The organism is Martinezella rhizogenes, from assembly GCF_027460065.1.
Taxonomy (GTDB): domain Bacteria; phylum Pseudomonadota; class Alphaproteobacteria; order Rhizobiales; family Rhizobiaceae; genus Agrobacterium; species Agrobacterium rhizogenes_C.
In genome coordinates, this window is the sequence record NZ_JAPYZZ010000009.1 from 1 (window position 1) to 22,537 (window position 22,537).

Here is a 22,537-nt window from a genome sequence, read left to right on the forward strand (position 1 = left end):
CCCCGTCAGGCGGGGTGATGTGATAGCCTTCTTGAAAAGCGCGGTCATCGCATCACTGATGCCCTGCGACGGGCTGACTTCGAAGAACAGCCCCGGCGAAGCGCAGGACTGCATGCGTGCACCGATTTCCGGCTGAAACGGCTTGATCCAGCTATTATACCAGTCGTTGGTCGGCAGCGGCAGGTAGGTGGTGTAGAGCACGGCGATGCGAAAACCCTTTTCCTTCAGCTTCGTGCAATATTTGAGGTCGATCGGTTCCTGACAACGGCCGCCCGTGGTTTTTTTGGTGCAGGTGGACGGCTTGTAGCTATCGCCGACGCCATCGGTCACGAAGAAGACGATCTTTTCCGGGCTCGCCGAACTCGCGCCCGTGCCCGAAGAGCCGATCTTGTCACCAATCTGGGTCAGCGCCCGGTCAAAATCCGTCTGCTGGTCGTTGTTGAACCCTTGCTTGGGGATCGACATCAGGTCGACTTCAGCGGCTTTCTTCTTCGCTGTCGCCAGATCCGATGTCAGCGGCACGACTTCAAGCAGCTTTGTATCTTCGGCTTTCTCTCCGAAGGAATAGACTGCCATACGATATTGATTGCTGCTTTTGCGCATGGACTTTGCCGTATCCATAAGGCTCGCTGTCGCCTTTGCGACCACATTGATGCGCGTGGTCACGCCGAGGCTTTTGGCCTTGTAATAATAGCTGTTCGTATCCACCACCCCGTCCTTCACGATGTGACAGGCGAAAGCGCATTTGTCGCTCGTATTCGCAACCATGGTGGCAACATCGGTCGGCGTCGCGCCGACACCCATCGACGGCGTGTTATCAAGAAGCACGTAAAAGTCGCTGAAGGTTTCCGTTTCATATTTGGCAGTGGCAGAGCCAGAAACAGTAAAGAGGTCTTTTCCCAGTATCTTGGAAAGCGTGGTATCGACAGAGGCCTTGAAGTTGACGGAAGACACGATCGCATTGCCGCTTTTTGTCACCTCTATATCGAGAGACAACAGCGAATAATCGGGATTGGCTCGCTCATTGCTTTTAAAAAATGCGGCGCCTTCGTCGCCGCCAATCGCAATGGCGCCGTCTGCGGACATCTCCTTGGCCTTGTGAACGCTCGCCGAGCTATCCGAGACCACCGCCAGAGCCGCCGCATCCGCCGCCCTCTGCAGATCGGATTTAACGGCCATGCTGTGAGTCACATCCAGCGCAACGCCGGCAGTACCGATGAGCGGCACCAAAAGCAAAGCAGTTAGAATTCCGAAATTCCCTGATCTATCCTGCCAGATGTTTTTCAAATTTGCCCCCATAGCGCTTTTGGAGACAGAACTTAGAAAAAGACTGTTGAAATGCAGTTTCAAAGGATAACTAATTTTCGATAAATCTAATTTCCTAAATAACTAAATGCCGATCCAATAAGCTTTCCGACATGCTGGTTATTAGCTGGTCAGGCGTGGCGAGCTGATCGCCTTCTTAAAAAGCGCCGACATGGCCTCGCTGATGCCCTGCGAAGGGCTGACCTCGAAAAACAGGCCCGGGGAGGCGCAGGCTTGCATGCGGGAGCCGATTTCCGACTGGAACGGGGCGATCCATTTATCGTAGTGCTGATTGCCGGGAAGGGGCAGGTAAGTGGTGTAAAGCACGGCGATGCGGAAACCTTGTTTCTTGAGGTCGTCGCACAGCTTGGTGTCCACGGGTTCCTGACACCGCCCATTCCAGATTATTGGCTTTGTACATTTCTTGGGCTTCTGGCTATCGGCCACACCATCCGACACGAAGAACACGATTTTCTCAGGGGTAGCAGAACTGGCGCCATTCCCCGATTCTCCCATTTTTGCTGTGATCTTCGTTAGCGCGCGATCAAAATTGGTGTGCTGATCGAGATTGTATCCATGGCCGGGAACTGACATCAGTTCAATTTCGCCGACCTTCTTCTTGGCCACCTGCAAATCCGACGTGCGCGACACGACCTCCTGGAGGTCTTTATCGGGAAAGGCATCGTTTGCCGTTTTTCCGAAAGTGTAGACAGCAATACGATACTGATCTCTTTTTTTACGCGTGTCCTCAGCCGTGTCCATCAAACTCGCGGTCGCCTTTGCGACCACGTCAATGCGCGTCGTCGCGTTGATGTAACCCTTGACCTTCAGGTCCTTATTTTTGAGCCGGAAGTAGGTGCTGTTGGGATCGGACGAACCGTCTGCCAATGAGAGATGGCAGGCGAAGGCGCATCCGATCGCCTTTTGCATCGTTGCCACATCGGCGGGCGTTGCGCCGACACCCATGGACGGCGAGTTATCGAGCAGCAGATAGAAATCGGTATAGGTTTCCGTCTCATATTTGGCAGTTGCACTGCCGGAGACAGTCAAGAAATCCTTTCCCAGTACTCTGGAAAGCGTTGTATTAAGGGAAGCCTTAAAATTCACTGACGATTCGATCACGGTGCCATTCTTCTTCACCTGTACATCGAGCCCCAACAGGCGATATTCCGGGTTCCCTCGCTGATTGCTGTGAAAAAAAGCTTCAGCCTCTTCCTTTCCGACCGAAATGACGCCATTGCTGGCCATTCGCCGTGCAGCCTCGGCACTGGCTGAACTTTCCGCAACCACGGCCAGAGCCGCAGAGTCCGCTGCCATCTGAAGATCGGATTTCACGCTCATGGCCCGAACGACATCCAGCGCAACGCCGGCGGATCCGATGATCGGTATGATCAACAAAGCACTCAGAATCGCAAAGTTTCCAGACTTGTCCCGCCAGATGTTTTTCAAGCTCATCTCCGAATTATCAGAATTCGGATGAGATTTACTTCTGTGTTGTTGCGATATAGTTTATCAATATAACTAATTACCAATAAATTCGACATTACTAATAACTATATTTAAGTAATATATAGAAGATCCATGACCTGTCAGCGGAAGCCGTTGACATTTTTAGATCATGTCCTAAAAAACAAGCTCTTCCGAGGGGAGCACCTGACGGTGCTGAGATGGCGATGAGCCGGACCCTTGAACCTGATCCGGGTCATGCCGGCGTAGGAACGGAACTGTCGCGCCTTCAAGGCGCTGCCCTTTCTCTTCTCCGCTATGCCTGATCTCCGTGATTGTCACATCTGGAGACGACCAATGATGCTGAAACCTTCCGTCCTTCGCACATGGTGCGTTAGCGTCTGAGGCCCGGCTCATGCGTGTCACCCATGCGCTGAACGGTGTCGGCCTTCTGCTCCTTCTCTGGCAGGCGGGGACATGGCTGTTTGCGCCGCCGCGCTATATCCTGCCGTCACCCGCCGATGTCGCAGGCGCCTTTTGGCGACAGCCCGGCTTCCTGTTCGGCCAGGCCATGGTGACGCTTAGTGAAATGGCGCTCGGTCTCGCGGCAGGCATTACCGCTGGCATTATCGTTGCCTTCACGATTGCCGCCACCCCGCGCTTCGGCCGCCTCGTCTGGCCCATGGTTCTGGTGCAGCAGGCCTTTCCGGTCTTCGTGCTCGCCCCCATCCTCGTCCTCTGGTTCGGCTTCGGCATGGCTTCGAAAGTCGTCATGACCGCAGTCATCATCTTCTTTCCCGTCGCTTCGGCCTTTACCGATGGTCTCAACCGCACGGATCGCGCCATCCTCGACGCCGCCTCGCTGACTGAGGCGAGCCACTGGCAGATCCTCACCCGGTTGCGCGTGCCGCTGGCGCTTCCCTCGCTGATTTCGGGCCTGAGGGTGGCGGCGCCGCTCGCCCCGCTCGGTGCGGTCATCGGCGAATGGGTGGGCGCATCCGCCGGGCTCGGTTTCGTGATGATCCAGTCCAATGCCCGTATGCAGACCGACACCATGTTCGCCGCCATGGCCATTCTGGCCGTCATGGCCGTGCTGCTCAGGCTGATCGTCGACCGGGCGACAGCCAATCTGGCCCCCTGGGCCAAAGAAACAGAACACACCATTCCTTTCAGAAATTTACGGAGACTTTCGGCACCATGAAACGAACACTTCTTTCCCTCGCCATCGTAGCGGCAAGCGTACTTGCGCCCATGCAATCTGAGGCCTCCGACAAACTGACCGTATTGCTCGAATGGTTCGTGAACCCCGACCATGCACCGATGGTGATCGCCAGGGAACGCGGCCTGTTCGCCGATGCAGGGCTGGACGTGGAGCTGGTACCGCCAGCCGACCCCTCCGCCGTACCGCGCCTCGTCTCGGCCAAACAGGCCGATATCGGCGTGCATTACCAGCCGAACCTCTATCTCGACCACGAAGCCGGCCTGCCGCTCGTCCGTTTCGGCACGCTGGTCGAAACGCCGCTCAACACCGTCACGGTTCTCGCGGATGGGCCGATCAAGAGCCTGAAGGATCTGAAAGGCAAGAAGGTCGGTTTTTCCGTTTCCGGTTTCGAGGATGCGATGCTGAAGCGCATGCTGGAAAAGGACGGTCTGACGAAAGACGATGTCGAACTCGTCAACGTCAATTTCTCCCTCTCGCCGTCGCTGATCGCCGGCAAGGTGGATGCGACGCTGGGCGGTTTCCGCAATTTCGAACTGACGCAGATGAAGCTTGAAGGCCATGAGGGCCGATCCTTCTTTCCCGAAGAACATGGCGTGCCGGCCTATGACGAGTTGATCTTCGTCACCCACACCGATCTCGTAAAGGACAGCCGCCTGCCGCGTTTCCTCTCCGCCGTGGAACAGGCCGCGATCTTCATCACCAACCATCCGCAGGACGCTTGGCAGCTTTTCATCAAGGCCTACCCGAACCTGAACGACACCCTGAACAAACAGGCCTTTTTCGACACGCTGCCACGTTTCGCCAAGCGCCCGGCAGCACTCGACCGCGCCCGTTACGCCCGTTTCGGCGCCTTCATGCAGGAGATGCAGCTGATCAAGCAGGCCCCCGCAGCGGACGATATTGCCGTGGAGCTGCAACAGCCATGACCGGCAATTTTCCGACTGCGGCAAAGGCCGCCGAAATTCTGGAGCGCGTGCGGCAGACACGTCCGCGCGTGCATTGCCTGATGAACACCGTGGTGCAGAAATTCACCGCCGATGGCATCACCGTCATCGGCGGCATTCCCTCGATGACGACGTCGCTGGAAGAAATCGAGAGCTTCGTCACCAAGGCGGATGCACTGACAGTCAATCTCGGTACGCTGGACGCCGAACGACGCAAGGTGATCCGGCTGGCGATCGAGATCGCCAACGCATCCGGCAAGCCGTGGATCGTTGACCCCGTACATGTCGACTACTCCCCCTCGCGGCTGGACTTTACCCGGGAACTTATCGCCCAATCGCCCACTATCGTCCGTGGCAACCGCGCGGAAATGGGCCTGATCGGCGATGTACCAGGCGCGGTGAGGATCGAGACCGGACCGGTGGATCATCTCCGCGATGCGACCCGTAACGTCGGCATTGTCAACGGGCATCCCTGGATGGCGAAGGTGACAGGCACGGGCTGCCTTTCGGGCGGTGTCATCGCCGCCTTCATGGCAGTGGAAAAAGACGCGCTGACGGCGGCGGCTTCCGCCCTTGCCGTGACAGGCGTTTCTGCCGAGCTCGCCGCGAAACAGGCCAAAGGCCCCGGCACATTTGAACCGTCATTTCTGGATGCGCTTTCCGAAATCTCCGGTGAAGACATCATCAATCATGCGAGGATCGAGCATGAACAAGGTTGATTACCGTCTCAACGCGCTGGTCGATGCCAGTCTTGCCGACGTCGCGCCGTTACCGGAGCTTGCTCTGGCGGCTGCGCTCAACGGCGCAACCATCCTACAATATCGCGACAAGCACGGCTCGACGCGGCAGATGATCGAAAACGCCCGCGCCATTCGCGAGACGATCGGCGGCACCGGCGTGCCGCTTGTCATCAACGACCGGGTGGACGTGGCGCTCGCTTCAGGGGCCGATGGGGTGCATCTCGGCGCCGATGATATGGATGCAAAGACGGCGAGACGCATTCTCGGCGAAAAGGCGATCATCGGCCTTACCGTCAAGAACAGCGCCGATGCCGAAAGGGCAGCTTCCATGCCCGCAGATTATACCTGTATCGGCGGTGTGTTCGAGACCATTTCCAAGGTCAACCCGGACAAGCCGGTCGGCATAGACGGTTTTACGGCACTGCGCGCCCTGCTGAAGGCGTGGCGGCCCGATATGCCGGTGGGCGCAATCGCCGGCATCGATCTTTCCCGTGTGCCTGCCGTCATCGCCGCGGGTGCAGACGGGGTCGCCGTCATTTCCGCGATCTTCCGCGCAGCCGATATCGCCAGCGCAACCAATGACTTCCGCTTCGCGATTGACGCGGCGCTGAAAGCGAGACAGCCATGACTTCAATTGCATTGACCATTGCCGGCTCCGACAGCGGCGGCGGCGCGGGTATTCAGGCCGATATCAAGACCTTCTCCGCACTTGGCGCCTATGCCGCGAGCGTCATCACCGCCATCACCGCCCAGAACACCCGGGGCGTGACTGCCGTTGAGGATATTTCGGTCGCTACCATCGTCGCGCAGATGGATGCGGTTTTTTCCGATCTCGCCGTCAATGCCGTGAAGATCGGCATGGTCTCGCGGATCGAAACCATCGCGGCCATCGCGGAGCGGCTTCGGCAGCAGTCGCAGCCGGTGGTGCTCGATCCCGTCATGGTGGCAACCTCGGGCGACAGGCTGCTGCATGAAGATGCCATCGAGACGTTGCGGCGCCATCTTCTGCCGCTCGCAGCCATCGTCACGCCGAACCTGCCGGAAGCGGCGCTGCTGACGGGAACCCAGATTGCGGAGACGGAGCAGAAGATTACCCGCCAGGCGGAGCTGATCCTGAAGGCCGGCGCGAAGGCCGTGCTCATCAAGGGTGGCCATGGGGACGGGCCTGAAAGCACGGATTATCTGTTTGCGGATGGCACCATGCAGGCGCTTTCTGCGCCGAGGGTGGACACAAAAAACGACCACGGCACCGGCTGCACGCTGGCGGCTGCGATTACAGCGCATCTTGCGATGGGACATGAATTGCGGGAGGCGGTCGGGCTTGCGAAGGACTATCTGAACGGGGCGCTCGACGCCGGGCGGGGGCTTGCCGTTGGGTCCGGGCGGGGGCCGGTGCATCATTTTTATCGGTGGTGGTGGTAGTGACGCGGGGGCAGAGTTTGGGGGTTTACCCCCTCTGTCCTGCCGGACATCTCCCCCTCAAGGGGGGAGATCGGATGAGGGTTCGGCCTCAGTTCCACGCACTCTTTTCAGCGTAGTATCCCTGCCTGTTGGATGGAGTGAGCAAGCCGCTTGTCGATCTCCCCCCTTGTGGGGAAGATGTCCGGCAGGACAGAGGGGGGTGAGCCGCACACTCCGCCCCATCACCGCGCCTTCGGCGTCGCCAGCACATTCCGGATCGCAAAACTCGAATGAATGCGCGAAACCCCCGGCAGTTTCGACAGGATTTCCTTGTGAATCCGCTCGAAATCCCCCGCACTTTCCGCCTCGCAGCGCAGGAAATAATCCGAGCCGCCGGTCATCAGATAACATTCGCGGATTTCGGGATACCGCCGCACCGCATTTTCGAAACGGTTGAGAAAATCCTCCGTCTGACGGTCGAGCGTGATCTGCACAATGACAGAGATCACCTCGCCGCCGGCAAGGCCGCTGGTCAGCGCCGTATAGCCGCGAATAATGCCTTCCCGCTCGAGAATATCGACACGGCGCAAACACGCCGACGGCGAAAGCCCGACCTCTGCGGCAAGCTTTGCGTTGCTGATGCGGGCATTCAGCCGAAGCAGGCGGATGATGTGGCGGTCGGTCGCGTCTAGGGACGACATAGAAAACTCCAATTGATCGACGAATATTGCGTGATTTCAAATTATATCGCATTTTCTTCGAACAATTGCCAAGAAATTCGACAATCGTTGCAATACCCTCAGAGAATAAAAATGAGGGTGAACGACCATGGATATGCAGATCAGCCGCCAGCAGACAGCCGGTGGTGCAAGTGGCCATCTGACCATCGATCTCGGCGCATTGCGCGATAATTATCTGACCCTTGCGGCGATGGCGCCAGCATCGCAAACGGCAGCGGTCGTGAAGGCCGATGCCTATGGTCTCGGCGCGGATATCGTCTCTCAGACCCTGTTCGAGGCGGGTTGCCGCAATTTCTTCGTCGCCCATATCGATGAGGCGCTGGCACTCAGGCTCCGGCTTTCGGCCGAAGCGCGGATTTTCGTCCTCAATGGTTTGCAGCCCGGCAACGAAACCTCCTGTGCCGCCATGGCCGTCACACCGGTTCTGAATTCGCTGCAACAGATCGCCCAATGGTCGGGTCACGCCAAAAAGCTCGGCAAGACGCTCACCGCCGCCGTGCAGATCGATACCGGCATGTGCCGCCTTGGGCTCTCCCCCGAAGAGCTTGAAATCCTCTCCGCCCAGCCGCAGCTGCTCGATGGAATTGATATAGCCTTCGTCATGAGTCATCTCGCCTGTGCCGACGAGCCGGATCATGTTTCCAATGGCGCGCAGCTCGCCGTGATGCGCAAGGCCGCCACCGCCTTTCCCGAGACGCCGGTCTGTTTTTCCAATTCGGGCGGTATTTTTCTCGGCAACGACTATCATAACGCTCTGCTGCGCCCCGGCATCGCGCTTTATGGCGGTGCGCCTTCCGCTGCTAATCCCAACCCGATGAAGCCGGTCGTCCGTCTCGATCTCGCCGTCATCCAGACCCGCACTGTTCCCGCTGGCTCGCTGGTCGGTTACGGCGGCTCTTTTACGGCGAGCGGTCCAACACGTCTCGCAACCATCGCTGCCGGTTATGCCGATGGCCTGCCGCGCTCGCTCAGCAATCGCGGTGCGGCGTGGTGCAATGGCGTGCGCCTGCCAATTGCCGGGCGCGTTTCTATGGACAGCATCATTCTCGACATATCCGCCCTGCCCGAGGGAGCATTGACCCAGGGCAGCCTTGTGCAGATGATCGGACCAGACCAGACGCTGGAGGAGATTGCCGAGGACGCGGGCACGATTGCCTATGAAATCCTGACCGGCCTCGGTCGCCGTTACCGCCGCAGCTATATTCAGCCGGGCATGAGCCCGGCAACCGCTTCAACATCAGTCAATCACAAGTGAGACGATCATGAACGTCACTATCCTCGGAGCCGGCGTCGTCGGCGTGACATCTGCCTGGTATCTGGCCAAAGCCGGACACAAGGTGACGGTGATCGACCGCCAGCCGGCCGCAGCGCTCGAAACCAGCTTTGCCAATGCCGGCGAGGTTTCCCCCGGTTATTCATCGCCCTGGGCTGCCCCCGGCATTCCGATGAAGGCGATGAAATGGCTGTTCATGAAACACGCGCCGCTGATCATTCGCCCGACCGCCGATCCGGCCGCATGGCGCTGGATGAGCCAGATGCTGCGCAACTGCACCTCGGCGCGTTATGCCATCAACAAGAGCCGCATGGTGCGCGTTGCCGAATATAGCCGCGATTGCCTGATGGCACTGCGCGAAGACACCGGCATCAACTACGACCAGCGCATGCAAGGCACCCTCGAAGTATTCCGCACCCAGAAGCAGTTCGATGCCATCGGCAAGGATGTGGACGTGCTGACGGCGGGCGGTGTGCCTTTCGAGATTCTCGATCGCGACGGCTGCGCCGCCATCGAACCGGGCCTTGCACCCGCCAAGGAGAAGATCGTCGGTGGCCTGCGACTGCCCGGCGACGAGACAGGCGACTGCTTCATGTTCACCACGGAGCTTGCCCGCATGGCGGAAGAGGCAGGCGTCACCTTCCTTTACGACACCGGTATCATGCGCCCCATCGTTGAGGGCGGTCGCATCAAGGCCGTGGAAACCACGCGCGGCCTGATGGAGGCCGATATTTTCGTGGCGGCGCTTGGCAGCTATTCGCCGCAATTCGTGCGGCAACTTGGGCTGACCCTGCCGGTCTATCCGGTGAAAGGCTACTCCATCACGGTTCCGATCGTGAAGGAGGAGCGCGCGCCCGTCTCCACGGTCATGGACGAGACATTCAAGGTGGCGATCACCCGTCTCGGTTCACGCATCCGCGCCGGCGGCATGGCTGAGATCGCCGGCTTCAGCAAGGATTTGCCGGCAGCCCGCCAGGAAACGCTCGCTCATTCGGTGGAAGACCTGTTCGGCGGCGCAGGTGATCAGAGCCAGGCGAAATTCTGGTGCGGTCTGCGGCCGATGACGCCAGATGGTACGCCTGTCATCGGCGCCACCCGCTACAGCAATCTTTATCTCAACACCGGTCACGGCACGCTCGGCTGGACCATGTCCTGCGGCTCGGCCCGGGTGCTTGCCGATATGATCAGCGGGAACAAGCCGGAGATCGACACGCACGATCTGGCCATCAGCCGTTACGCCGCCTGAGGCGGAGTAGAAAAGCCCCTTCCCGCCCGCCAGGCGGGATGGGCGGCAATCAAAGCGCAAGCGCGTCCTTGAGCGCCAGCCCTTCCTTCATGCGAAGGTCGAGATCGGCTTCGATGTGGTCGAGGTGCCGCAGCATCAGCGCGCGGGCTTTTGCCGCATCCTTCGCCTCCAGCGCATCCAGGAGGTCAGCGTGGTCATTATGGCCGCAGCTCGAAACACCAGAGCGACCGTAAAGCGCGATGACCAGCGACGAGCGGGCGACCAGCTCATCCATGAATTTTTCGAGAATGGCATTGCCGGCAAGAGAAGCGAGCATCAGGTGAAAATCGCCTGACGCCTTGATCTCCGCGCGTCTGGCGGTTGGACCGCGCTCTAGCTGATGGCGGCTTTCCTCGACCAGATGTTCCCTCAGCTTCTTCGCCGCCGCCGGCGTGATTTTATCAATCGCTGCATCCACCACACCGGGTTCGATCAGCCGGCGCGAGGCGAAAACCTGGCGCGCCTCATCCGGCGTCGGGTTGGAGACAAAAGCACCGCGATTGCGCTCGGCCTTGACCAGACCTTCATAGGCCAGCATCTGAAGGGCTGCCCGCACCACCGTGCGGCTGACCTCGAACAGGGTTCCCACTTCCGCTTCCGACAGTTTCGTCCCCGGTGCGAGCCGCCGATCGACAATGGCGTCACGCAGCGTATCGCGAATGGCCTGTGCACGGTCTTCATGCGAGGTATCGGGATTGACGGTTATGTGGGAAAGGCTCATCGGTGCGTCCTGTTTGCTCTTGAGTTCTAGCGCGAAGTACGGTTCGCGCAAACAGGAATTGCGGGCCGCCGCCGGTCCGCCACAATTCATTCAGCGCCCGTTCAGCAGCCGGGCTGTATTTCCTTAACCATCGAATTTGCAACTGGCAGCGCCCTGCCACTTGGATGGAAGAAAACACCATGTCGTCCTTCGCAGCTAAAACAGTTCTGACGATCGCTGTCGCCGCCGCCACGCTCGTTCCCCTCAGCAGCGCATCCGCCGGCGACTGGGATCGCCATGATCGTCGCGATGCCGCCATTCTGGGTGGCGTCCTCGGTCTTGCCGCCGGTGTCGCCGTTGGCTCGGCAATGTCGCGGCCCGGCCCGGTGGATGATGAGCGCGTCTATATCGACCCGCCCCGCCGTTACGAGCCGAGCTACGTTTATGAAGAGCCGGACTATCGCTATTATCAGCCGCAGCCACAGCCGGTTTATCGCCCCGCTCCGGTCTATCGTCCGGCACCGGTTTACCGCGCCCAGCCGGTCTATGACAGTAATCCCGGTTATTACCAGCCGCGCCGGACCTACCGCACCATCGAGCCCTGGACAAATGCCTGGTACGACTATTGCTCGCAGCGCTATCGCAGCTTCAACAGCCGCTCCGGCACCTATGTCGGTAACGATGGTCAGCGTCATTTCTGCGTAGCAGGTTGATCGGCAAGACCGCCAAGATAGACACAGCCGTTATTGTCAGGCCGCGGATGGAAACGTCCGCGGCTTTTCCATCTGCATCAGCGCGATCTCACGCCGTGCCGTTCTTCACATAATCCGCCCGGTTGATGCCATGGCGCTGCAGCTTGTCGTAAAAGGTCTTGCGGGCAATGCCGAGCGTTGCGATGGTTTCCGCAACGTCTCCGTTCGAGCGCTCCAGCGTTTCGCGGATGATATGCGCCTCGATCTCATCCATGCGCTCCGGCAGGGTGCCGGAGGCCGGAATGGCGGATTGCGAAGCGGGCGCAGCTGCCGGTTCTGCCTCCAGCCCCAGCACCACCCTTTCGGCAAAATGCCCGAGTTCTCGGACATTGCCGGGCCAATCATGCTCCTGAAGCCGTCGGGACGTGCCGGCGCTGATCTGCGGCACCGGCATATTAAAACGATTGGCTGCCTTGGTGACGAAATGGGAAAACAGGAGCGGAATATCCGCCTTGCGTTCGCGCAGCGGCGGAATGGACAGGGTCACCACGTTCAGCCGGTAATAAAGATCTTCGCGGAACGTGCCGCGCTCGGCCGGATCACCGAGATCCACCTTCGCCGCCGCCACGACGCGGATATCGACAGGCCTCTCCTCGTTTGAACCGAGCGGCGAGACTTCGCGCATTTCCAGCACACGCAACATCTTCACCTGAACCGCAAGCGGCATGCTTTCGATCTCATCCAGAAACAGCGTGCCGCCGCTGGAGTGTTCGATGCGGCCGACACGCTTTTTCTGCGCGCCGGTAAAAGCCCCCGGCTCATGGCCAAACAGCTCGCTCTCGATCACCGTTTCCGGCAACGCACCGCAATTCAGCGCCACGAAATTGCCCTTCGCGCGCTTCTTGCTCCAGCGATGCAACGCCGTTGCCACTACTTCCTTGCCGCTGCCCGTCTCGCCCGCCACCAGCACATCCACATCCGTATCGGCAATGTGGCGCAGCGTGGTGCGCAGGCGCTCCATGGCAGGCGTCTGACCGATCAATGGCAGATCGTCCTCCGCCTGCCCCGCAGCCCGGCGAAGCGCACGGTTTTCCAGCACGAGACGGCGCTTTTCCAGCGCCCGACGTGCGCTTTCCACCATGCGTTCGGCGGGAAAGGGTTTCGCGATGAAATCATAAGCCCCGTTGTGAAGCGCATCGACGGCCATCGGCACATCGCCATGGCCGGTAATGAGGATAACAGGCAGATCGGCATCGATCTTGCGGACATGGTCGAAGAATTCGAGGCCGGTCATGCCCGGCATGCGCACATCCGTGATGACGATGCCGTCGAAATCCTCGTTCAGCGCCGCAAGCGCCTGCTCGGCCCTTGAAAAGGAGGTGACCGGTAATCCGTCGAGTTCCAGCGTCTGCACCATCGCCTTGCGCAGCTGCGAGTCGTCATCCACCAGGAATATGGTTCCATCCACTATCATGTCATGCTCGCTTCAGATATACGGAAAAAGACGTGCCAGCCCCGCTGCTCGTTACCTCGATACGACCGCCATAATCGGAAGCGATATCGTTGGAGATGACGAGGCCAAGGCCGAGGCCGCTTTCCTTTGATGTGTTGAAGGGCGAAAAAAGCTGGGCGCGGATGGTTTCCGGAATGCCGCTACCATTATCACTGACCGAAATCACGACCATGTCGCCCTCCTCCCGCACGCGCACCTCGACACGCGCCGTCTCAATCGTTTCCGTGGCTTCCAGCGCGTTTTGCAGGAGATTGATGAGGATTTGCTCGAGCCGGATACGGCTGCCCAGCACCTTCAGGTCCTGATCCGGCAGGGCGATATCCAGCGCATCCATCTGCCCGGAAAAACGGCTACGCAACAGCACGACCGCGCCCTCGATGACCAGCCTGACGCTCACGGGTTCGGCGGCGGTGCGGCCCTTGCGCGCAAGTATCTTCAAGTCGGTGGTAATGGTGCCGATCCGCTCGGTGAGAGCGGCGATGTCTTCCAGATTTTCATTGGCTTCGGCCAGACGATCGCGTTTCAGCAAGGTGCGGGCGTTGTCGGCAAAGGCGCGGATGGTCGCCACTGGCTGATTGATTTCATGCGCCACGCCCGCCGCCACCTGGCCCAGAATGGAAAGGCGGTTGGCCTGCACCAGCTCGTGCTGCACATTGCGTAACTCGCCGGTGGTCTTTTCATGCAGGGTGATTTCGGCTTGCAGATGATCGCGCGTTTTCGTCAGGTCACGGGTTCGTTCCTGCACCTTCATTTCCAGTTCAGCGCGGGCGCGCTGTTCCTCTTCCTTTTCCCGGAGCGCCTTGTGCCTGCGCCACAGCCAGAATGCGGAAAGCGCCATCAGCGGCATCAGGGTCGCCAGCGCCACCACCCTGCCCTCGCGGATTGCTGCGTTGAGCGCCGGTGCGACGGGTTGCAGATAATGCAGTGTCCATGAAGTGGTCGGCACCGGCTCTTCCAGCTGCAGATAATCGCCACGCTCGCGCCCCGGCCCATCGACATGGATGAGTGGAACGCCATCGCCCGACGACCGGGCCGCCCGAAATGGCAGGGTTGCAAGCGTCTCATTGCCGAATTGCAGGCTCTCGGCAATGATCTTCCGCCGCGCCTCGTCGATGGGTGCCACGGTCTTGAAACGCCACTCCGGCACACTCGTCATCAGCACGACGCCGTTCCTGTCGACCACATAGACCGGTTTGCCGCCGATGTTCCAGTCCGACTCCAGACGGTTGAATTCCACCTTGGCAATGACGACGCCAAGTGGCCTCCCGTCGCCGGCATCGATGCGGCGGGAAATATAAAGACCCGGCCGGCGGCTGACATTGCCGAGCGCATAATGTTCGGACATGCCCGTCTTCATCGCCGCCTGAAAATATTCGCGGAAGGCGTAATTGGAGCCAACGAAGCTGTCGTCCTGCCGCCAGTTGCTGGAGGCAATGGTCAGCCCGGTCGGCCCGGTGACATAGATCACCGAGGACTGCGTGCCTTCGATCAGACCTTCCAGCTTGCGGTTTAGCCGGTCGAGGGCGGGAGGACCGCCGCCGTCAAGCGCAGCGGCGAGATCGGGATCGCCGGATAGCACCAGCGGAATGGCGCGCGGCCGCTCCAGCGCGACATTCAAAAGCGCAATCTTCAGTTCGGCATCCGTGGAGGCCTCGGAGGCGGCGGTACGTATCGCCTGGCGACGGGCGAACTCATCGGCCACCAGCAGCATGGCCAGGCTGACCAGAAGCCACAGGCCGGCCAGAGCCAGCCATTGCGCGCGCCGTTTCGCCTGGGAGTGAGGTGCCTGATCCTGATAGGTCATCGCACAATTGTGCGGATTTACACACGGATCGCAAGAGATTTTGTCCGGAATTCCGCACAAATGGCCGTGAGCCGGCGAAGCTTCAATAAAAACTACTTTTGAAATCAGCAAGTTACGGCAAATAAGCAAGTCTGGCATGCGTATTGCACATGACTCCGCAATCGGCGCGACGCCGTCAACGACACGGCGATCCCGGGAGGCCAATCAAGGCAGGGTGAGGCCGAGGAGGAAAAAACATGATCGATACGACAGCCGTGGCCGCAGGCCACGCCAAGCAGCCATTTTACAAGCACCTGTATTTCCAGGTTCTGGTGGCCATCATCGCCGGTATCGCACTCGGCCATTTCTATCCAGCCTTCGGTGAGCAGCTTAAGCCGCTCGGCGACGGCTTCATCCGCCTCGTCAAGATGATCATCGCTCCCGTCATCTTCCTCACCGTCGCAACCGGCATTGCCGGCATGAACGACATGAAGAAGGTTGGCCGCGTGGCCGGCAAGGCCATGATCTACTTCCTGGTGTTCTCCACCCTCGCGCTCGTTGTCGGCCTCATCGTCGCCAACACCGTGCAGCCGGGCGCCGGCATGAACATCGATCCTTCGACGCTGGATGCCAAGGCCGTCGCGACCTACGCCGACAAGGCCCATGAGCAGACCATCACCGGCTTCCTGATGAACATCATCCCGACCACCATCGTCGGCGCATTTGCCAGTGGTGACATTCTGCAGGTGCTGTTCTTCTCGGTTCTGTTCGGCATCGCGCTCGGCATCGTCGGCGAAAAGGGCAAGCCCGTCACCGATTTCATGCATGCCATGATGTACCCGATCTTCAAGCTGGTCGCGATCCTGATGAAGGCCGCCCCCATCGGTGCTTTCGGTGCCATGGCGTTCACCATCGGCAAATACGGCATCTCGTCCGTCACCAACCTCGCCATGCTGATCGGGACATTCTACATCACGTCCGCATTGTTCGTGTTCGTGGTTCTCGGCGCGGTCTGCCGCTACAACGGCTTCTCCATCGTCGCGCTCATCCGCTACATCAAGGAAGAGCTGCTTCTGGTTCTCGGCACCTCGTCTTCCGAAGCCGCCCTGCCGGGCCTGATGAGCAAGATGGAAAAGGCAGGCTGCAAGCGTTCCGTCGTCGGCCTCGTCATTCCCACCGGTTACTCCTTCAACCTTGACGGCACCAACATCTACATGACGCTCGCCGCCCTCTTCATCGCGCAGGCAACCGGCATCCACCTGTCCTTCGGTGAACAGATCCTGCTGCTTCTGGTCGCAATGCTGTCCTCCAAGGGCGCGGCCGGCATCACCGGCGCTGGTTTCATCACGCTGGCCGCAACGCTCTCGGTCGTGCCTTCGGTTCCGGTCGCCGGCATGGCGCTGATCCTCGGCATCGACCGCTTCATGTCGGAATGCCGCGCGCTTACCAACTTCGTCGGTAATGCGGTTGCCACCATCGTCGTCGCCCGCTGGGAAGGCGAACTGGATCAGGAGCAACTCGCGCGTGTCCTCAGCGGCAAGGAAGAATTCACCAGCATTGCCGATGTGGATTCTCTGCCGGCTTCGGTGCAGCCCGCCGAATAATACGACCTCCCAAGGTCCTGCCTGTTCCGGTCCGTCCGGACAGGCCTCGCATGAAGGCCGGCGTATCCTGTGGATGCGCCGGCCTTTCGCCCTTCCGGCCCTGAACGAAAACGGTTTTTATCGGCCCGGCGATGCTGTAGAGCCAGACAGGGCGCAATACGATGGACGGAGCAACCGCATGAAGAACCTGTTTCTCGCCTGGCAATTCTGGGCGCTTTTATCGGCGGCCTTCGCGGCACTGACCGCCATTTTCGCCAAGATCGGCATCGAAAACGTCAACTCCGATTTCGCCACCTTCATCCGCACCATCATCATTCTCGCCGCCGCGGGCCTGATGGTTTATGTCACCGGCAACTGGCAGCAACCCTCCAGCATTTCCGGGCGGACCTGGTTGTTCCTTGTGCTTTCGGGCCTGGCGACCGGCGCGTCGTGGATATGTTATTTCCGGGCGCTGAAGATCGGCGATGCCGCCCGTGTCGCGCCCATCGACAAGCTGAGCGTCGTCTTCGTCGCCATCTTTGCGGTGCTGTTTCTGGGAGAAAGACTGTCGCTGCCCAATTGGCTCGGCGTCGTGCTGATTGCCTGCGGCGCGGTGCTTGTGGCCTATCGCGGATAGAAGGCATCGGCCGGATACCGGCCGATGCGATTCCCAAGTCCTCAGCCCCTGGCCGCGAGCGCGTTGTCGAGACCGCGCTTGACGCCGGCAAACAGTTCATCCAGCTGCTCGGCCGTTATGATCAACGGCGGGCAGAAGCAGATGGATTCACCGATCGGCCGGGTAATGACGCCTTCGCTTTCGATCGCCGCGGCCAGCGCAAGCGTTGTATCGCCCGGTTTCGTGCCCTCCCATGGCTTCACCTCCAGCGCACCGAGAAGACCGATGCCACGCGAGGAATGGATGAGCGGATGATCGGCAAGCGCCTTCAGATGATCGAGGAATTTGCCCTCCAGCCGGGCGACATTTCCGACGAGATCGCGCTCCTGAATGATCTTCAGGTTTTCGAGGCCCACCGCCGTCGCGACCGGATGGCCGGAGGCGGTGTAACCATGACCAAAGGAGCCGATACGGTCTGATTCATCGGCAATCGGCTGGTAGAAACTGTCGTTCATGATGATCGCCGAAAGCGGCATGTAGGACGACGAAATCTGCTTGGAGACGACAAGGACGTCGGGCTTGATGTCATAGGTCTCGCAGGCAAACATCCTGCCGGTGCGGCCAAAACCGCAGATTACCTCATCCACGACAAGCAGGATGTCGTATTTCTTCAGGATGGCCTGCACGCCTTCCCAATAACCGACAGGCGGCAACAGAACCCCGCCAGCACCCATAACCGGCTCGCCCCAGAAGGCGGCGACGGTCTCGGGACCTTCGCGCAGGATCAGTTCTTCCAATTCCCCAAGGATACGCGCAGTAAACTCAGCCTCGCTCTCCCCGTCCTTTCCGAAATGCACATAAGACGGGCAGGCCGTGTGCAGCATACGATCGAGTGGCAGGTCGAAGCTCTCATGGTTGCGCGGCAGGCCGGTGATCGAGGCGGATGCAATCGTCACGCCATGATAACCCTTGATGCGGCCGATGATCTTTTTCTTGTCCTTCTTACCCAGTGCATTGGAGCGATACCAGACCATCTTGGCAACGAGGTCGTTAGCCTCGGAGCCGGACGAGGTAAAATGCACCTTGGACATCGGCACCGGCGAAAGCTCGATCAACAGTTCGGCCAGATCGACGGACGGGCCATGCGTCTTGTAGGAGAAGGTGTGGTAATAGGGCAGCTTCTGCATCTGCTTCGTTGCCGCTTCCACCAGCCGCTGTTCGCCGAAACCGAGCGCCACCGACCAAAGCCCCGCCATCGCCTCGATATAACGCTTGCCGCTGCTGTCGGTCACATAGATGCCTTCGCCGCTTTCGATCACCAGACCGCCGGTCTTTTCGAATTTGCGCAGGTTGACGTTCGGGTGCATCTGATAGGCGATATCGCGTGCCTCGACGGAATTGGGCAGGATGGTCATGGATAAGGGCTCCGTTTCGGTTAGATGAGCTTAAAGCGTCAGACGTGCTGGCCGCCATTGATGTGAATTTCCGCGCCGTTGATGTAGCTCGACTGCTCCGAGCACAGGAAATAGATGGTCTGCGCCACCTCGGCTGTGGTGCCAAGACGGCCGAGCGGCACCTGCGCATCCACCAGTTCAGCCGTTCCGGGCGACAGGATGGCGGTATTGATTTCACCCGGTGCAATGGCATTGGCGCGCACGCCACGCGGGCCGAATTCATGCGCAAGCTCGCGCGTTAGCGCCGCAAGGGCTGCCTTCGAAGTAGCATAGGCCACGCCAGCGAAAGGATGCACCCGCGAGCCGACGATGGAGGTGACATTGACGATGGAGCCTTTCGCCGCCTCCAGTTCCGGCAGAAGCGCGCGGGCGAGTAGCGCCGTGGAAACGAGATTGACGTTGAACACACGCGTCCAGACGTCGGCCGTGGTATCCGCCACGCCAAGTCGGCTGCCACCTTCACCCTTGGGCGAAATACCGGCATTGTTGACGAGGGCGGCAAGCTTGCCTTCCGGCAGGCGCGAGCGCACCTCGTCTGCCAGATCATCGATCCCCGACAGATCCTCAAGATCGGCCTGGATATGGCTCTCGCGTGCCGATGGCCACCGGCATTCCTCGGAAAAGGGCTGCCGCGAAACGGTGAGAATCCTCCAGCCCTTCTCCTGAAACAGCTTGACGGTGGCATGCCCTATTCCGCGGCTCGCGCCGGTCAGAAGCATGAAAGGAACAGCCATATGAGAACTCCCGTGCCATGCGAGCCGTTGAGCCGGACACGCATTCAGCGTCGCATGTTAGAGTGCTGCAACCGGCTGACAAGGTCTTTTTTGTCGCGGTGCGGCAATCGGCTAAGGGCAATGGGCTAATCCCATTTGATGCCGGGCTTTCACCCGAAGGGAATATTTGAAGCCAGCCGTTTACCCATAAAATGAAGCCTCCCGAATGTGTGATCAGTATTGGGAGGGGGCAAGAATGCGCATCGATATCATCGACACCGACGCCGGCTTCGAGGCGATCAGGCAAAACTGGGACTCGGTGTTCATGGCCGATCCCCACGCCCGGCATTTCCTTTCCTGGGGCTGGCTCAGGGATTACATGCCGCGCCGCAGGCGCTGGTTCATCCTGGCGCTCCGCGAACGCCCGGAAGGCTCGCCTTATGTGGCGTTTTTCCCGCTCCGCCTCGTCACCGAACCGGACAAGAAGACCGGCCGCTTTCACGACAGCATCGTCATGGCCGGCAACGCGGCGGCGGATTACACCGGCTTCATCTCCCTGCCGGACTATGAAAATCACGCCGTTGCCGGTTTTTGCTCCTTTATACGCCAGCAGAACTGGACCGAGCTGAAGCTCGACTACCTGTCCGGCCCGCCAGAAAGGCGCGATGCGATGATCCGCGCCCTTCAGGGTCCACTCGTCATGTTTCGCGACAACATGCCGACCAACTCCTACAACATCAACAATTGCATCTGCCCGGTGGTGAGCTTGCCGGAGACATTCGACGGCTATCTCGAAAGTCATATGAGCAGCCAGACCCGGCAGAAACTCAGGCGCTTCCTGCGAAAGGTGGAGGGCGGCGACGAATACCGTTTCACCTTCGCAACAAAGGACACAATCAAACGGGACATGGACATCCTGTTCGATTTCTGGCGCATTCGCTGGGCGCCGCACAAGGGCAAGGAGCGTACCGAACTCCTGATCGGCGCGACGCGGCAGATGCTGATGGACGTCTGGCTGCGCGGCGATCTGGAAGTGCCGGTGCTCTGGTTCGGCGACCAGCCGCTCGGCGCGCTCGCCAATATCATCGACCGGCAGAAAAAATCGGTCCTGTTCTACATTACCGGCCGCGACGAGAACTGGAAGACACCGTCCCCCGGCCTCGTGTTGCATGGGCACTGCATCCGCAGGGCCATCGAGCAGGGTTTCAAGACCTATGATTTCCTGCGTGGTAACGAACCCTACAAATATTTCTTCGGGCCGGAAGAGCACAAGCTGAGCTGTACGCTGTTCCGCACCCGCTCGGGCGACAATCTCGGCGGCACGCTCCACCCGCGCAGCGTCCGTTTTGTTTACGAACAGGCCCTGAAACTCTACAAGAGCGGCAAGAAGAGCGAGGCCAACATTGCCTTCGGTCAGGTTCTTTCCGCAGCGCCGGACCATCTCGGCGCGCAGTTTGGGCTCGCCAACCTCGCCTTCGACCGCGGTGAATTCCGGGAAGCCGAAATTGCCTTTCTCAGCCTTCTGGCAGCAGGCCAGGAACCCGTCGTCCTGTGGCTGCGCATCGGCGAAACGCGGCTGGCGCAACAGCATTATCACGAGGCATCCGAGGCCTTCCGCCAGGTGACCAATCGCGCCCCCTTCCACCGGGAAGCACTTTACAAATGCGCGGTGGCGCTGATTGCCGCCGAACGACAGATGGAAGCGGCGGAAATCCTGGAAAGGTTGCAGCATTACCATTCCGACGATACGGCCCATCTGGAATATGCCGAAAAAGCCCGCGCGGCCCTTGCGCGGCTGGAACAGGCAAAGACCACGGCTCCGCTGCCGCCCGATGTCGTCACGCTTGTCGCCAAACCGAAAACGACGGCCAAGCGCTGGCATCCGCCAAAGGTTTTGCATTAAAGGCATCGCCCTGTAAGTTGCGGCAGGAAAACCCGGCCCGCCGACTTGCAAGGATATCAGATGTTTCTGACCAACAAGGACATGCTCGATCTCGTCGAGCTTCGCCACGATCTGCACCGTCATCCGGAAGTTTCCGGGGAGGAGAAGGAAACCGCGCGGCGTATCCGCACTTTCCTTGCGCAGGCAAAACCCGACCGGCTTCTTGCCGATCTCGGCGGCCATGGCGTGGCGGCGGTTTATGACAGCGGTAAAAGCGGCCCGGCAATACTGATCCGCTCGGAACTCGATGCTCTGCCCATTCATGAAAAGAGCGAGGCCGATTACCGCTCCGGCACTGACGGCAAGGGCCATCTTTGCGGCCATGATGGTCACTCCACCATCCTGACGGCACTGGCACTCGGTCTCTCCAGGCAAAGGCCGCAAACCGGTCGCGTCATTCTTCTCTACCAGCCCGCGGAAGAAACCGGCGCAGGTGCCGCCGCCGTCCTCACTGACCCGCGTTTTAACGAAATAAAACCGGACTATTCATTTTCGCTGCATAATCTGCCCGGACTGCCGCTCGGCCATGTCAGTGTGCTGGAAGGGCCGGTCAATTGCGCATCGCGCGGCATCAAGATCCGCCTTTCCGGCAAGACGGCGCATGCCTCCTCACCGGAACACGGCGTTTCGCCCATGCGGGCGATATCCCTGATGATGCCAGCCTTGGCCGAACTTGGTTCCGGCTTCCCGCCCGAACCCGACTTTTCGATGGTGACGATCACCCACGCCATGATGGGCGAGGCCGCCTTCGGTATCTCCCCGGCCGATGCGGAAATCTGGGCGACGCTCAGAACCTTGACCGACGACCGGATGGAGAAGCTCTGCACAGCTGCGGAATCACTGGCGAAAAAGGTGGCAGGCGAGCACCAGCTGACACTCGACATCGCCTATGACGATATTTTCCTGCATTGCGAAAATACGCCTGAGGCGGTCGGGCACATAAGGCACGCGCTCGACGAGGAGAAAATTCTCCACAATTCGGAAGGTCTGCCCATGCGGGCCTCCGAGGATTTCGGCCGTTTCCGCACTGTCTCGTCGTCAGCAATGTTCTTTCTCGGCGCAGGCAGGGATTACCCCAACCTGCACAATCCCGATTATGACTTTCCTGATGCGTTGATCGGCATCGGCGCGCGCATCTTCATGCGCATCATCCGCAATCTGACGGACGAGAAATAGCGAAGACGA

20 protein-coding genes and 1 riboswitch are annotated in these 22,537 nt (G+C 59.8%); of the genes, 12 read left to right on the forward strand and 8 right to left on the reverse strand.

All coding sequences use genetic code 11. The features are described 5' to 3' along the window. Nucleotides 1–1,287 (reverse strand): TadE/TadG family type IV pilus assembly protein (locus tag O8B93_RS15500; protein WP_269710825.1); only part of this gene is annotated, 1,287 nt, incomplete at its 3' end. Between the two features lie 141 nt (nt 1,288–1,428). Beyond that, nucleotides 1,429–2,760, reverse strand: a complete 1,332-nt coding sequence (locus O8B93_RS15505) for a TadE/TadG family type IV pilus assembly protein (protein ID WP_269710826.1) — start codon at nt 2,758–2,760, stop codon at nt 1,429–1,431. Nucleotides 2,761–2,938: 178 nt separating this feature from the next. Continuing rightward, a riboswitch (TPP riboswitch) is annotated at nt 2,939–3,041 on the forward strand. Nucleotides 3,042–3,166: 125 nt separating this feature from the next. On the opposite strand from O8B93_RS15505, the gene O8B93_RS15510 reads away from it, so the two are divergent. From O8B93_RS15510 to thiD, 5 genes are read left to right on the forward strand one after another with little or no spacing between them, the layout of a single operon-like run. Beyond that, a complete protein-coding gene (locus O8B93_RS15510; protein ID WP_269710827.1) occupies nt 3,167–3,952 on the forward strand; it encodes an ABC transporter permease in 786 nt (261 codons plus the stop codon). Continuing rightward, a complete protein-coding gene (locus O8B93_RS15515) occupies nt 3,949–4,899 on the forward strand; it encodes an ABC transporter substrate-binding protein (protein ID WP_269710828.1) in 951 nt (316 codons plus the stop codon). Before O8B93_RS15510 ends, O8B93_RS15515 begins: the two co-directional genes overlap by 4 nt. Next, nucleotides 4,896–5,636: a hydroxyethylthiazole kinase gene (locus O8B93_RS15520; RefSeq protein WP_269710829.1), complete on the forward strand. Its 741-nt coding sequence runs from the start codon at nt 4,896–4,898 to the stop codon at nt 5,634–5,636. The genes O8B93_RS15515 and O8B93_RS15520 overlap by 4 nt, the downstream gene beginning before the upstream one ends. Continuing rightward, on the forward strand, nt 5,623–6,285 hold the full coding sequence (gene thiE / locus O8B93_RS15525) for a thiamine phosphate synthase (protein WP_269710830.1): 663 nt from the start codon (nt 5,623–5,625) through the stop codon (nt 6,283–6,285). The genes O8B93_RS15520 and thiE overlap by 14 nt, the downstream gene beginning before the upstream one ends. Continuing rightward, nucleotides 6,282–7,079 carry a bifunctional hydroxymethylpyrimidine kinase/phosphomethylpyrimidine kinase gene (gene thiD, locus O8B93_RS15530; protein ID WP_269710831.1) on the forward strand — a complete coding sequence of 266 codons (798 nt, stop codon included), beginning with the start codon at nt 6,282–6,284 and terminating at the stop codon, nt 7,077–7,079. The genes thiE and thiD overlap by 4 nt, the downstream gene beginning before the upstream one ends. 221 nt (nt 7,080–7,300) lie before the next feature. On the opposite strand, the gene O8B93_RS15535 is transcribed toward thiD, so the two are convergent. After that, nucleotides 7,301–7,759, reverse strand: a complete 459-nt coding sequence (locus tag O8B93_RS15535; protein WP_004438693.1) for an Lrp/AsnC family transcriptional regulator — start codon at nt 7,757–7,759, stop codon at nt 7,301–7,303. Nucleotides 7,760–7,886: 127 nt separating this feature from the next. Here O8B93_RS15535 and alr point away from each other — a divergent pair, with 127 nt between their 5' ends. Both alr and O8B93_RS15545 read left to right on the forward strand, forming a co-directional pair. Beyond that, a complete protein-coding gene (alr, locus tag O8B93_RS15540; RefSeq protein ID WP_269710832.1) occupies nt 7,887–9,053 on the forward strand; it encodes an alanine racemase in 1,167 nt (388 codons plus the stop codon). A gap of 7 nt (nt 9,054–9,060) precedes the next feature. Further along, the gene (locus tag O8B93_RS15545; protein ID WP_269710833.1) at nt 9,061–10,317 is read left to right on the forward strand and encodes a D-amino acid dehydrogenase; all 1,257 of its coding nucleotides are present in this window, start codon (nt 9,061–9,063) and stop codon (nt 10,315–10,317) included. Nucleotides 10,318–10,366: 49 nt separating this feature from the next. Here the strand turns inward: O8B93_RS15545 and O8B93_RS15550 are convergent, their stop codons facing one another. Continuing rightward, nucleotides 10,367–11,077, reverse strand: a complete 711-nt coding sequence (locus tag O8B93_RS15550; protein ID WP_269710834.1) for a GntR family transcriptional regulator — start codon at nt 11,075–11,077, stop codon at nt 10,367–10,369. A 179-nt stretch (nt 11,078–11,256) separates the two neighbouring features. Between O8B93_RS15550 and O8B93_RS15555 the strand changes: the two genes are divergently transcribed. Then, on the forward strand, nt 11,257–11,769 hold the full coding sequence (locus O8B93_RS15555; RefSeq protein WP_269710835.1) for a BA14K family protein: 513 nt from the start codon (nt 11,257–11,259) through the stop codon (nt 11,767–11,769). 88 nt (nt 11,770–11,857) lie between these two features. Here O8B93_RS15555 and O8B93_RS15560 read toward each other — a convergent pair whose 3' ends face one another. Together O8B93_RS15560 and O8B93_RS15565 are read right to left on the reverse strand one after the other, a co-directional pair. Beyond that, entirely contained in the window at nt 11,858–13,222 is a 1,365-nt protein-coding gene (locus O8B93_RS15560; protein ID WP_269710836.1) for a sigma-54-dependent transcriptional regulator, read from the reverse strand. Nucleotide 13,223: 1 nt separating this feature from the next. Continuing rightward, on the reverse strand, nt 13,224–15,065 hold the full coding sequence (locus O8B93_RS15565) for a sensor histidine kinase (RefSeq protein ID WP_269710837.1): 1,842 nt from the start codon (nt 15,063–15,065) through the stop codon (nt 13,224–13,226). Nucleotides 15,066–15,301: 236 nt separating this feature from the next. Between O8B93_RS15565 and O8B93_RS15570 the strand changes: the two genes are divergently transcribed. Continuing rightward, entirely contained in the window at nt 15,302–16,648 is a 1,347-nt protein-coding gene (locus O8B93_RS15570; RefSeq protein ID WP_269710838.1) for a dicarboxylate/amino acid:cation symporter, read from the forward strand. 178 nt (nt 16,649–16,826) lie between these two features. After that, a complete protein-coding gene (locus O8B93_RS15575) occupies nt 16,827–17,264 on the forward strand; it encodes an EamA family transporter (protein ID WP_269710839.1) in 438 nt (145 codons plus the stop codon). Between the two features lie 41 nt (nt 17,265–17,305). Here the strand turns inward: O8B93_RS15575 and O8B93_RS15580 are convergent, their stop codons facing one another. Together O8B93_RS15580 and O8B93_RS15585 are read right to left on the reverse strand one after the other, a co-directional pair. Further along, nucleotides 17,306–18,658, reverse strand: coding sequence for an aspartate aminotransferase family protein (locus O8B93_RS15580; protein WP_269710840.1), 1,353 nt, complete (start codon nt 18,656–18,658; stop codon nt 17,306–17,308). A 38-nt stretch (nt 18,659–18,696) separates the two neighbouring features. Then, the gene (locus O8B93_RS15585) at nt 18,697–19,431 is read right to left on the reverse strand and encodes an SDR family NAD(P)-dependent oxidoreductase (protein ID WP_269710841.1); all 735 of its coding nucleotides are present in this window, start codon (nt 19,429–19,431) and stop codon (nt 18,697–18,699) included. 235 nt (nt 19,432–19,666) lie between these two features. On the opposite strand from O8B93_RS15585, the gene O8B93_RS15590 reads away from it, so the two are divergent. Further along, nucleotides 19,667–21,313 (forward strand): GNAT family N-acetyltransferase, encoded by a 1,647-nt coding sequence (locus O8B93_RS15590; RefSeq protein ID WP_269710842.1) that lies wholly within the window; start codon nt 19,667–19,669, stop codon nt 21,311–21,313. 60 nt (nt 21,314–21,373) lie between these two features. Next, nucleotides 21,374–22,528 (forward strand): amidohydrolase, encoded by a 1,155-nt coding sequence (locus tag O8B93_RS15595; RefSeq protein ID WP_269710843.1) that lies wholly within the window; start codon nt 21,374–21,376, stop codon nt 22,526–22,528. Nucleotides 22,529–22,537: the final 9 nt, after the last annotated feature.